The following is a 13,050-nucleotide window of genomic DNA, read 5'->3' on the forward strand; positions in this document are numbered from 1 at the left end:
TCGTCACTTGAGTTATACCATCTGTAGCCTATCTTTGGAGATTTGGTATTATTCATCAAGTGGGCTGCGCTCAACCGCATGATCCAAGTAGCTAAGCCCCATAGTTATGTAGTTGAAGCTTAATCTCAACCGAGTTTAGGATGGATTTGTCTCAATTCTCAATCATGCAACAAAGCCGCGCTCTCGCATAAATTGACATAAGCTCAGATCTCATTTATGGGTTTGTGGGGTTTTTCTTAAATCGGCACAGTTCTTGAGTTGCGCTTTAGCGCTAAATGCGGCATGATTGAAAGGTGTAAGGGGCTATAGCGCAGTTGGTAGCGCATCTCAATGGCATTGAGAGGGTCAGCGGTTCGAATCCGCTTAGCTCCATAGGTTGAAAACATTGCTATATCAGGGGGCTCTAACAACTGCGCTATAGCCCCTTACACCTCTCAGTCATGCCGCATTTAGCGCTAAAAAAAGGAATACTCTATTTAGGAAAGTCTCTATATTATATGCAACTATATGCAAAAAAACCTCCCTATAGAATTTAAGGAGGTTTTTCAATTAGAGAGTTATTAGGTAAATTAAATTAATAATTACAAAAGCATAAGCAAAAGTAATGAAGGAATTAAACTGATGGCAATCCATAAATAAATACCAACAATAAAAGTGGTATCTACAATTTCTGGAGCAATGATCATCATTCTGAGTAACGTACGTTTCTGTTCAAAAGTTAGCTTAGACATAAAAATATTCCTGTAATTTATCTACTACAGGAATAATACAAAAAGTAAGGGTGTAGAATGTGGTCAATCTTCTAGACCTAACTCCTCCCTCAAGTCAATATCTTTAGGAATGCTGACATTTGTTCTGACATTGAGGTTAAATTCTTCAATAAGAGCTTTGGTTTTATCTTTATTTTCCTTTGCCCAGGCATCAGCAAACTTTTTATCTTGATTGCTTACATGAGAAAGAATTGCAGAGCTAGGGTAAATCTTAAATTGACCTTCCTCTGATCGGTTATATTCTACAATTGCATTAAATACTTCATCTAAATCAAGTGGCTCTAATTTGGTAGGTTCTTCTTTTTCTTCAGGACTGGGTGATTCAGTTTCAGAATTTGATTCATTTGAAGGATTAGCTTTGCCTGAACCTATGAGCAGTCTTAACCTGGCCTTTAACTCCTGCGATGCAATACCACTTGTTGCAGGTGTAGAGGATTCACCACTGAAATATGTTTTTATAGCTTCTAGGGCACTATTTCTGAGCACTGTAACTCCTCGTGGACTCACATCAAAATCTTTAGCTACAGTTTTAGAAGCATCACTATCTCCAGCTAATTCTAAATGAATGGTCGCTAGAGCGATTGTAGTTTTTTCATCTGGATGAAGTTCGTTAATTGAGCGAGGCATGGAATTGACCTAAAAGAAGAAACGCTCCTCAATATAACATTTCTTAAAGCTGATTGAACTTAATCATTAAAATACTCCCTCTAGAATGAGCTTTAAACCCATTGAAATTGAATGGGAGTATGATTGGTCATTTAATAAAATTGATCTGAGAGACATCTATTAGGCTCACTAAGGGATCAATATATCTGAGGACTTAAATTATTTAAGGAGCTAAGCCAGTCCCTTTAAAGCCTCTGAGTATAATTGCTTAGTCTCTTCGATAGCTTTATTCCAAGCTTCATCAGTGGGAGATTCAACTACTGGGAACTTGGAAGGGGCATTCATGTGATTAGTCTCCAGTGACGCGATCGTAGGATGACACTTACATGCTCTGAGCTGAAGGGCGTCTTCTATACAATCTTTCAGTATGTTCCTCAAGTAGAGCCATATCTGTGTATCCAGCTTCGATAAGACTCAATAAACTCAGAACTGTCCATGACGTATATTTGCATATTTCTATAAGCTCAGACTCATTTACTCCCCCTCTTAAACCTCTATGAACTATTCCTGATCGCTTATCGTAGAGTTTAGACAAGAAGGTGTATACCTGATCAATCTCACTCGGTTTTATGAATTGATAGTGACCATAAGCAGCTAAAGTAGAAATTCCCTTTGCTAGGGAGTGAGTAATGTTATCTTTGTGGCGCGAGAATATGCACTCAAGCGCAGTCCAATACTTTAAGAATGAGATATCCCAATCAAATTCATTCTGAGCTTCACCTGACCAATATATTGCTGCTATAAGGCAACCCTCCAGATCTGTGTGATTGCTATTATTTAGTATTCTGACAATTACCTCAAGAAAAAGCTTCTCTTTCATCTCGTTTACCATTTCTTGGTCAATACGGAACTTGTCAAAGGGCTTTCTTGTCGAACCTTGATGAAGAGTAATGTGTTTAGTATCTCTTTCCTCAACTAAAACTTGATTTTCATCAATGTATGTTTCAGATACGACATTTATTTTTAGCAAATTTTCATGTATTCGTTGATAGTAGATAAGACAAATCATGTATCTGAAAAAGTTTAGTGTTTCTCTTACTTTGATTTTTGAAAGCTCTTTGCAGAATTCATAATCTCCAAAGCAGGAATATCTGATACAAACTTTATCAAGAAAATTCTTCTCTACAAATTCAACACACCTTTCACCAAATGGTGTTGTTGCATCATTCTTTGACAGGACATCACCCATCATCTGCTCATCAAATTTTGATATTAAGATGGAATGCAAGTCTATTGATGCAACGTCAACTAATTCAATCCCTTCCAAGGAGAAGTAGAAATTATAGTTCTTCACATTTGAGTGAATTCTATAAAACAAGGACTCTAGAACATCTTCAAAATCTCTTAAAGGACTTGCCTCCACAAGCAAAAGCAGATCTGACTGAAGCTCCTGCTTCACACTCTTATACACTATTCCAAAACTACAGCTATCCTTAATTTCAGGAATTTCATGAATGATATTGGTTAAGCTTCTAATTCCTTCTTTTGCTGCATCCTTCGAGCAGAGATGAATTCCAGGCTTTATCTCTAAGCAATACGTATCAAACTCTCTGAATGGAAGTTCTAGCATTGCTTGGCTATCACTGAAGTAATTTTTAGTCTTCAGCAGAACGTTCTTCCAAATATATTTAGCCGTTCGTTTTGATTTTGTATTTTTGAATTTGAATACCATTAGACAGCCTAAAAGAGGATTTATACTCACTGAGAAACTTAGTTCTAGCTTGGTGGTTCGCGCCACATATAAGTTATCTCTGGATTTGAATGAGGAGTAAATCCATGTCTTTCGTACCAAGCTTTCCTATCAAATCCATTAGGAGCGATCGCATTTGATGGTCGTTCTAAGATAATATCCAGCTTCTTCTTCTTTTGCCAAAGAGCTTCACAGGTCTTTTCCAATAGCTGGCTACCGTAGTTATTACCCTGATATTCAGGCTCAATGAATATATCATCCAGATACCAAGCAAGCCCATTAAATTTGTCATTCCTACAAAAGGTTTCACCTAATTTAGTCCCGTCTTCCCTGAAGATCCCAAACATTACCCCTTCTATCTCATGTGTGTTGGGAATTTCCTTAAAAATGAGAGTTTCTCCATTTGAGTTAAATTTAGTCAAGGTTTAACCTCTGAATTCAAAGTTTAAGTAGCGGATCAAAAAAAGAGCATTCACAATATCTTCAAATACAATACGGCTCCCTAAGTATCTAGCGAACCTATCCACTTTCCTGCTTGGTCATAATTTGGACTGCCTTCACCCCCTGATGCTTGCCAAACTGCATCAAAAGATGGTCGCATAGCATTTTCTAGAACAACGCCATACTCTTCTAAACTGATTTCAGGAATGATTAGTACGTCTCGATCAATTATCCTTGCTGTGTAAGGAGAAGCATCAAATATTGAGCGGCCTACTTTGTAGCCCTTTACTCCAATCATGGTAAGAGAAATGATGATCGGGGAATTAATTGACAGCTCTTGCAGTAAGTGAAGGTACTTATCTAAACTTTTAAGAACCTTAAGTTCATAATCTTTTTCAATTACGTGCGTATCATCCCCCTTCATAAGAGAGCAAGCAGCTTCAATCGCTCCATTGCGAAAGAGCTGAGCGTAAGAATATGACTCATTATCCCGTGTGTAGTTATCAACAAAACTTAGGACACCATCCAAATTAAATCGCCTATCCCTTCTCGTAACTTCTCCAGGAGAGTAAAGATTATTTGCCCTAAAGACAGCGCGAACATCAACTTGCTCTGATGAACCAAACGTTGCAACTGGAATAAGGTGCAACATAAATTTTGCACCTGGCAAGAGTTTAGTTGGGCCTTCACCTTCAATAAGCTTTGCAACACGATCAACTCGGAATTGCCGAATCTGCTCTCCTAGTGACTCTGATGCAATAAAGGCATTACGTAATTCATCTACATCTAACTGATACTTTCCTGCACTGTTTCGAGAGAAGAACCGTGACCAATTCTTGAATGTCACCATATGAGGTGAGTTCCAACTTGGCGGAACCTGGATAAGTAGCACCTCTCCAGAGGAGAAACCATCAATTGCTTTGATTTGTAGCCCAATAATGCGACGAGAAATACCAGCTTGAAGGATGCTCTCTAATCGCAGCTTCTCAGCATCAATGTTGATATTACCCAAACCAACAATCGATTCAGGAAACCCAGTTGTTTTACCGCTCCCATCTCTCTGCTCACGAACTCCATAAATCAGAGTGCCTCCTGAAGCATTAGCAAACGATGAAACATCAGCTAAAAACTCACGCTTGTCATCATCAGCATTTCCGGGCAAAGCTTCCTTGTACTCTAATGTCCTACTCTCAGGAATATTATTAGAAATCAAGCTCTCAATGTCATCTTTACCGATTGAGTCAAATGGTCTGCTAATCATTTTGATCTATGTAACGCTCAAGTATCGGTTGAAGTTCTCTTGAGTATCTAGTTATAAAATAATACTCTTGTACTAAAGCAATGAGAAACGCCTTCCATTATAAGAAGCGTTTCTCATTACTCAACCGTTAGAACTCACCCCCTTCTTTATCAAGCTCAATTTCAAAAGTTGCAATTGGAGAATCAACAGTGACCCTCACAGATTCATACTTCTCGTGAACGGCAAAAGAGACACAAGCTACAACAACAACTCCACAGGCTAAGATGGCCCAACCAGTAGAGTTTGCTTTGAGCTTGTTATGAGACTTAGCTTTCTCTTTTGAGAAAGTTTGCAAGAACTGCTTAGGTGTCATATCATTGACCTACGAATTTTTTCAGTCTCCCTACCTCAAATGAAGTTGGGAGATTTTCCATTTCTGGAATAAAACCCAGACCTGATTTGAAGCAGGTTAGGTTTGTGAAGCTCAAGCTCACCAACCTAAGAGAAATGTACACGCTGTTTCGATATATGGCAAAGGAAATTTTTCAGGATACCGCTACAAATGGTGTTACGTCATATATATAAGCAACTTTAAACACCATATACGTCATATCTTACAGAAAGGCTCAAAGCTAATACAGAAGGCAGTTTAAGCGCCTATGCTCATCTAAAAAAGCTTCCTAAACTCGCACCCTGCAAGGCGATGACAACTCTAAGGCATCCTATCGATCTTTCTTATAGATGAGGATCGCGTCTAAATCTATAGAAGGTCATTTTACACCTATAATCGATTTCAAGCACCTTCTAGCCCAAATTTAAGGTGAGTAGTTATACTTAAACGCAACGTGGTAGTACTCCATTACTGATGTAGATCTATACAGATCTCTTATCAATAAGCTCAAAGCAGGCTGAAGCATACAAAAGAAGGGAATTTAAAGGACTGCAATAGGCTTAAGACAGCATCAATACCCTTCACCTTAATTTTATCTGTATAGATAATTTATGACTTTAAGTTGATTCGAGACAGCTAATGGGTAGTGGGATAGGATCGATAGCCTCTTTACCTTAAATAGAATGCGTGATCCTCATGTAGTTTGGCTGAAGTATCATCTTGAAACTGATGCAAGTGTTTCGTACAACGCCCCTGCTCTAGAGCGTGAGTATGATCTGTTCTCTCTGCACCTAGCTAATGGAGTGCTGATGGCAACCATGCAGCAGCATTTTTCATCAGAAAGTAAGGCTAGATCTAAAGTAGAGGAAGTCTTGAGAGCCTGGGAGTTGGATAATGCACTGAGGTTCGAAATTGGAGAACTTCAATTTATTTTTGAAGAAGCATCAGTCATTGATCGAGATCCTCCTCCTCCAGGCACACCTCAGGTAATAGCAGTATCTACAGCTATTTCTGCTACTTCTGCAATGTCAGCAACATTACATGTCACTCGTGGACAATACCCTGAGCCACCAACCAGATTTAAACTTTCACCAGATGTAGAGGTCATGTGGTTTAGGTATCAGCAGCATCTTGAGGGTAAGGAGCCCCTTCAATCAATGGCTTACTTCTGTCTGACTGTAATAGAATCACTAGTCTCTAAGGGTAAAAGAAAAAGGGCAGCAGATGAATACAGAATTGATTGGGAAGTCCTAGATAAGTTGGGCGACTTTACTACTACTAAGGGATCACAGTTTGATGCCCGTAAGCACAATAATGATTTTGTAGCTTTATCTGAAGCTGAAGAGAATTGGATGCGTGAAGCAGTTAAAATTCTAATTCGCAGAAAAGCCGAATATGACTATGATCCTGAGGAGGCTCATTCTCTAAAGCTAATTACAATGGCTGGTCTGCCTAAACTAGAACGCAATTAGCAATTTAACTTTACATTTGCGTTTAGTTGTGATTATCGGTTAATTCACATTTTTTGTTTGATTATTAACTCAGAAACAGAGATATTCACAATATCTTTAAACATCAAAGAGCTAAGTATGAACTTATTGAAGATTAGAGTTATCTCTGAAAATTATCTAAAGAAATGCTTCATTAGATAATTTGGTTAACCCTTTTAGCTATTTTGTATTTACACCGAGGACAGTCATAGAGATTAAAGGATAGAAAAGACTTGAACTCATTTTGAAGTACTTGTCTAGCCTAAAATGTTTAGCCTGAAAAAGATAGTTTCAATTCTCTTTACTACTGCAATTACAGTAGGGTCACTCTCATTTGCTTCTAGTGATGCTTGGGCAAGAGGGGGAGCGGGTGGAGGACGAGGAGGTTCTAGTAGTTATAGTGGGCAAAGTGGAGGAGGTCGCGTAAGTGTTAGAGGTTATACCAGAAAAGATGGAACTTATGTTCGTTCCCATACACGCTCTAATCCTAATGGCAGGTTTCAATTTGGTTCTAATAGCGGCTCATTCTCTACCGGAAGGTTGCGCTCTACGTCAGGTAGTTCAAACTTAACTTCACCTTTGAATACTCCAGATCTCAACTCCTATCCCTATCCAGACAATATTAATCCAATTAAAAAAGTACATCCAAAAGACAAGCAAGCATATGCTAGTCCTGATGATGAGGGGATGGGACTTGCATATACTCCAGAAGGAAATGTTGATCTATATCTCATGTATATGGACTGGGGGAATGAAGCCTTGAGTCAGTACCAGTATCAAACTGCCCTTAATTGGTTCAAAAAAGCTCTAGCAATCCGCCCTAGTTCTGTTGAAGCGGTTAAAGCTGTCCAGACCACTAAAGCACTTATTGCAAGTAGTAGAAATTGAACCTTTCTTCTAACTCGACTCCATTCAGAAAACAATAAAGTCCTCTAGATTGATGCTAGAGGACTTTATTGTTTTAGTTCATATGTATTGATAAGTGAGGAATTAATAATTTTGTACTAATCTTAAGTGAATTTTCTGTATGCGTTTCTTGAATAAACTATTTTTTTAGTAAATTTCCGACTTGATAATAAAGGCAAGGCAACGTTAGAACTTAGGATGCTTCAATCTAATAGAGAAGCTTCAACTGATACTAACGGAAGTAACACCTATGACCCTCTCTAACTCAAATCGAAAATATCTACGTTGGTTTGAAGTTGCAGAGTATGGTTCATTAGCAGGAGCATTTGCAGGATTACTATACCAACAGGTGCTTTGTGTACCTCTCCTAGCAGTATTTATATGGTTGAGTCAGAAGAACCGTCATCGTATGGAAGAAGCAACTGCTCGCCACATTGCAGTTAGTACTCGTCAAGTTCAAGAGCAGGTTACTCAAAGGATTACAGCTATTGAACAAAGCACCCTTATCCCTGACGTGTATCTGAAGCTCTCAGATGCAGCAAGTATTCAGGAGCAAATAGGGCAGCTACAGCACAAGCTCTCTCACGTCAGCGATCACATTAATAAACTTCCTCCTACTCCATCAGATTTAACTGAAGTTGAGAGAAAAATCGAACGCCTTTCAGAGGGTCTTGGCGTTATGCATTCTCTCGACCTAGCTAGTCTCTTTGAAAAGGTTACTCAAGTTCAGCAGCCTCTCCCTACTCCAACTCCTTTTAATCCAGTGCCAGTTCAGCAAGACATTGATACATTGAGAACTCAAGTGCAATCTCTACAACAACTTGTGGAATCTCAAAAGGAGAGTGTTACAAGTGAGCAGGTTGAGAATATTGCTAGTCTGGAGCATCAACTTCAGGATTATTTGACTATAAAAGATTTTGCTTCATGGCAGAAGAAGGTTGTAGCTTCAGAAGTAGTAACCATTCAGAGGAAGATTGAGGAGATTGACAGGGTAGTAATTTCCTTAAAGAACAAACTTCAAACTTCCCTTACTAAAGATGAGTTTTTATTGTGGCAACAGTCAGCAATCTCCCTAGATGAGTTGTCTGCTGTGAAAGAGCAGGTCGTTGCTTTGGCTAACAAAGTTGAAAACCGCCCAAAATTGAATGTTCAAAAACAGTTAGATACTCTGAGGGGGCACGTTAAGCAGTTAGAGGAGCATTTGACAGACCTAGATCATAGCTATCAGGATCTTCATGATGAGACTCGACCGCTTGAACAAATGCAGAATCAGCTAGAAATTTTAGCTTCAAGTAAAGATAATTCAACTGATTTTGAAAGCCTTTTGAAAGAGTTTTCTGAACGATTTCAAGGGCAGGTGGATGAAAGTCTGGAAACTCATCTGAGTGCTGTAAACCAGATGCTCAAAAATATTCAACCTAATTACGAGTATAAATTGGTGTGCGATCGCTCTGAAAGTCGGAAATATTTGGAGAAAGCTCTTGATGAAGTTGGGGAGCGGTTGATTATGGTTTGTCCTTGGCTTGCAACATACTCTATTGACAGCACTATAGAAGAGAAGATTGAAGCTAAATTGAAGAAAGAAATTAATATCAATATTGGGTGGGGCCATTTAAACGATATTAGCAAGAACTCAGTTCGGTATGGAGTAGGAGAGCTATGGCAAAGGCTCAAAAAACATTCTAACTTATACGATGCTATTGATTATCTGAGAGATTTAGAGGGTGACTACCTTAAACTTAAAATTATCGGAACTCATGAAAAATATATAGTCTGTGATCGCAAGTTTGCCGTTGTTGGGAGCCATAATTTTCTAACATCAGGTGACAGTTCCAAAGAGCGTGAAGCAGGACTCTTCACTACAGATCCCCGCATTATTAATGAGCTAATTAAACGATTTGATGAAGCAAAAGATCTGGAGTCAAAAGCATTATCAGTAATTAAAAGTTTTCCAAGCTCATCTAATTCACTAATCCATTCATTTGTTGATGATAGCCTTACTGTTTAAGGTTTAGTTTAATAACTGTAAAAATTTTCATGTTAGATGAAATAGTATGTCCTGCTCCCCCGAACATTAAAGCAGAACTTCTAATATTCAAAAGTTTAGCCCTCTGAGAATCAGTTTAGAAGGAAACTAATGTTTAAATGATAGGGGATTAGTTCAATCTTAGTTCAGTCAAGCTTGAAGGAGCTAATAGAGACAAATTAGAAAACATTAAGCACTCTATTCAAAATCATAGCGCCTCTTCTTAATAAATTTAATAGCCTCCACCTTCAAGTTTATTCTTTTTTAAGGAGCCTCTTTCATTAATTCTTTAATGTTTGCACCTCACTCACGTTCGGCCCAAACCAAGATTATGACATGGCTAAGTCGCCATGTCGGGGGCACTCCCCCAGTTAGTAAAATGAACTCCTGAAACCCTGATTATTAAAGGATTTTTTGTGGTTATGCCCCCCTACTTTTTTAAAAAAGCCCCCCCCCATAACCACTATTTTGACAATAAAAAAGAGCCGTTTCCGACTCTGTAATATGGTTAAAAATACTTTAGTTTTCTACTTCCTCTTCAACTAAATTATCCAACTTTTTGTAATCTGAATGAAACGGATGTAAAGATAAAACCTTTTCTTTAGGGTTCTTATTAGAGTACTTACAGATCCATGATTCACCGTCATCAATCTTTTCCTGAATAGTTGATACTGCTAATTGATAATTAATTGTTCCATCTTCATTCTGAAAGTACTGTTCAATACCCCAATTAGATTCTTTTTTCAATTTATCATTAGTTTTACTCCACGATTGAAACTGTTTATCACTTTGCCAATGAAACATGGATAAACTGATGATGGTAATCTGACTTTTCTTCTCTAAACTGTCCCCTGCTTCTAGATTATTTGTTTTAACTACATTATCTGAAAGGTTATTTAGCATTTCATTAGCTAAATTGCACTTTAAAAGTTGGCTAATGGTTTGGGGTGGCTGTGCTATGATTTCAGAAGGGTTATTTTCTAGATCATTGAATAAAGGAAACATGTTAGAAGCTTCAGTATCGTTGTTATATGGTGTGTTTTTTAACTTCTGCCCTCTAACTTTTGTTTTTTTATCTCCAGAAACGTGATGGAATTGATAATTAGTTTGAGAATGAGTGATTGCCTTTACATAAACGTCCTTATGTTCAAAAGTCAAGCTGTCTAAAATGCTAATCGGCTCACCATTTCTAAAAAAGTGTTGAACATGCTCCTTTAGTTTTTCATCTAGGTAAGTCCACTCACCTTCTTTACACTCTATAGTCACATTGCCGTCAGTTAATATTGTGTATCTATCATCCCCATTGCTTCTACCTTCAGTTACTAGCCATTTAGCATCTGTACCTAAAGATTTAGTATTTAAGTAGCGGGTTGCCGTTCTGTTTAATCTACTTTGATTTCTCCATAAGCTGATGGTGTTCATAGAAGGTTTGTGGTCTTTCCAATCTCTAACTGAATTTAAGTCATAAGGGGTTCCGTCTGTAATAGATAGGAAACCCCCTACTGCTGCTTGAGTACACCATAGAGCCGTTCTAACTGCTGCTGTGATGACATTTGCTAAGACGGCACTACCTACAGGGAAATAAGGGCTTGCAATAACTCCGTAAGCTGTATTGGGGATCAGCTTCATTTGATTCTGCTTAGAGTCAAAGAGTAGAAATTTATCAGAACCTTTCTCAAAGCTCCTCATTTTTCTTTTTAGATGTCCTCTAATATCTGAATACGGTTTGATAAAGCTATTTAGCGGTACAGCTAACCAATAAGTTGAACGGTTGTCTATGGTTACTTGTCTACCTTTTACGATCTTTACTTCTAATCTATTGCCTGTTTTATCAGTATGAGCTTTTGTTTTTTCAAACCATTCTTCAGGAGTTGTACACTTTTTAGATTTAGGATGCCAAACTGCACTTACCACTTCTAAAGATAGGATTTCAGATAGTTCCTTGCTTGAGCAAACGTTGTTAAGAGCTTCTAAAACATCTGAGGTTACAATGCCGTTGATAATCTGACGGGTATAAAGCCTAAAGTCAGCATTAATCTTAGGATTATCTTCTGAATAATTCTCATTAATCTTAATACTGTCTGTTACTTTTGAAGGGATCAACGTTTGATTGAAGCTTAAATCACCTGATACGGTAATAGCCCATTGTCTGTTCTCAAAGTCTTGTGATTCTTTCTTTAAGAATTGACCTAAAGTAACTACTCTCTTATCAGATTCATGCTTACCCCAACTTACGGGTAAACCAACAGCGTATTCTAACTTTTTCTGAACCTCAACATAAGCTCCACACATATCTGCATCGGCTATAGCCCCTTCAAAATAAAAGTCTGTCGGTCTTTCATTCTTGGCCCGACCACCTTGCACCAAGCTTGCTACGGACTTATTAGACTCTTTTTGTTGAGCAAAGTAAGCTACCGTTGACTTCTCTAGTAAATCTCTTAATGTAAACTTACGGGTTTTACCAAACTGAGTGGAAGTAAAGAATTCGTAAGCCTTAAATTCCCCAATATAATTTTCTAAGTATTTTTCCAACAGTATAGCTACTAGAGAACCCACGGTTAATATCTCATTTTGAGGTGGTGTTAGGTTTTGAATCTGAAAAAGTTTATTCTTTCTAAATTCATTCTTTTTCCTTAACCAATGTAAGATGCAAGCATCTGATTTAGAGTACTTAACGAAATCTTTCTGAAGGTTAGGTTCTGTGTAAGGGTATAACATATTGGTCTTGTATTGATCCATTAACCCTTTATCACTCATCTTGCCACCAAACATTTTTACCGTGTCTTCTAGCCCCCTCCCACCTAGCTTAGATAGGTCAATAACCTTCAGGACTAACTTTAGAATTCCTTTAGGGGTGTCTAAGTATATGGGTAGCTGTAATAGGTCTGGGTGATTCTTATCCTTTGTCTCAATTCTAAATCTAGTATCCTGAATACAATTCTTTTGAATAAAGCTTGTGATAGCTGGATCGTTAAAAGAACCTGCTAGAACATCTGCTGGCGCGAAAAAGATTATCTTTTCCCAAATTAGATAGCCGTCTGGAACTTTAACTGGACTTACTTCTTCAAACTCTAAAATACTGGACAATATACATTTAGTGTCCCAAGTAGGTAGAACTCCTAACCCTAAAGTTGGATGTTCTAGAACTACACATTCATTAGGGTCTTCTGAAAAAGCTGTTTGAGAAATAATCATTTTATTCTTCTGATTAGTCCTGCTCACATATTCAGTATCATCTCCAGTTGTGACTACATATGTGGGAGACTTCCAAAGCTTTGATGAACTCTCTTTAAGAAATTTGGAAAGGTAGTTTTGATATTCAGTTGTCATATATAATAGAAAGATTAAATAGTTTTTTAAGAGAGCAGAGGAGAGTTTATATTCTTCTCTGCTTATTTTTAGTTTGATATATACGTGATGTAATAAGTAG

At 37.8% G+C, this 13,050-nt stretch carries 10 protein-coding genes and 1 tRNA gene; 4 read left to right on the forward strand and 7 right to left on the reverse strand.

The features are described from left to right. The first annotated feature begins 299 nt into the window (after positions 1–299). A tRNA-Ala gene (locus tag AC5I6P_RS06125) sits at positions 300–372 on the forward strand. A 209-nt stretch (positions 373–581) separates the two neighbouring features. On the opposite strand, the gene AC5I6P_RS06130 is transcribed toward AC5I6P_RS06125, so the two are convergent. The 6 genes from AC5I6P_RS06130 to AC5I6P_RS06155 all read right to left on the reverse strand — a co-directional run bounded on the left by AC5I6P_RS06130 (position 582) and on the right by AC5I6P_RS06155 (position 5,180). Next, complete coding sequence (locus AC5I6P_RS06130) at positions 582–731, reverse strand: hypothetical protein (protein ID WP_495692869.1); 150 nt, start codon at positions 729–731, stop codon at positions 582–584. A gap of 63 nt (positions 732–794) precedes the next feature. Then, a complete protein-coding gene (locus AC5I6P_RS06135) occupies positions 795–1,397 on the reverse strand; it encodes a hypothetical protein (RefSeq protein ID WP_495691872.1) in 603 nt (200 codons plus the stop codon). A gap of 361 nt (positions 1,398–1,758) precedes the next feature. Continuing rightward, a complete protein-coding gene (locus tag AC5I6P_RS06140; RefSeq protein ID WP_495692870.1) occupies positions 1,759–3,108 on the reverse strand; it encodes a hypothetical protein in 1,350 nt (449 codons plus the stop codon). A 44-nt stretch (positions 3,109–3,152) separates the two neighbouring features. Next, positions 3,153–3,548 carry a GNAT family N-acetyltransferase gene (locus AC5I6P_RS06145; protein ID WP_495692871.1) on the reverse strand — a complete coding sequence of 132 codons (396 nt, stop codon included), beginning with the start codon at positions 3,546–3,548 and terminating at the stop codon, positions 3,153–3,155. 80 nt (positions 3,549–3,628) lie between these two features. Continuing rightward, the gene (locus AC5I6P_RS06150; protein WP_495692872.1) at positions 3,629–4,828 is read right to left on the reverse strand and encodes an AlbA family DNA-binding domain-containing protein; all 1,200 of its coding nucleotides are present in this window, start codon (positions 4,826–4,828) and stop codon (positions 3,629–3,631) included. Positions 4,829–4,955: 127 nt separating this feature from the next. Further along, a complete protein-coding gene (locus tag AC5I6P_RS06155; RefSeq protein ID WP_495692873.1) occupies positions 4,956–5,180 on the reverse strand; it encodes a hypothetical protein in 225 nt (74 codons plus the stop codon). Positions 5,181–5,881: 701 nt separating this feature from the next. On the opposite strand from AC5I6P_RS06155, the gene AC5I6P_RS06160 reads away from it, so the two are divergent. The 3 genes from AC5I6P_RS06160 (at position 5,882) to AC5I6P_RS06170 (ending at position 9,602) form a co-directional block, all read left to right on the forward strand. Continuing rightward, positions 5,882–6,670 carry a hypothetical protein gene (locus AC5I6P_RS06160; protein ID WP_495692874.1) on the forward strand — a complete coding sequence of 263 codons (789 nt, stop codon included), beginning with the start codon at positions 5,882–5,884 and terminating at the stop codon, positions 6,668–6,670. Between the two features lie 285 nt (positions 6,671–6,955). Then, positions 6,956–7,576: a hypothetical protein gene (locus tag AC5I6P_RS06165; RefSeq protein ID WP_495692875.1), complete on the forward strand. Its 621-nt coding sequence runs from the start codon at positions 6,956–6,958 to the stop codon at positions 7,574–7,576. 268 nt (positions 7,577–7,844) lie between these two features. Beyond that, a complete protein-coding gene (locus tag AC5I6P_RS06170; RefSeq protein ID WP_495692876.1) occupies positions 7,845–9,602 on the forward strand; it encodes a phospholipase D-like domain-containing protein in 1,758 nt (585 codons plus the stop codon). Positions 9,603–10,139: 537 nt separating this feature from the next. Here AC5I6P_RS06170 and AC5I6P_RS06175 read toward each other — a convergent pair. Beyond that, positions 10,140–12,950: a hypothetical protein gene (locus AC5I6P_RS06175; RefSeq protein ID WP_495692877.1), complete on the reverse strand. Its 2,811-nt coding sequence runs from the start codon at positions 12,948–12,950 to the stop codon at positions 10,140–10,142. Between the last annotated feature and the right edge of the window lie 100 nt (positions 12,951–13,050).

This window comes from Myxacorys sp. (assembly GCF_059501405.1).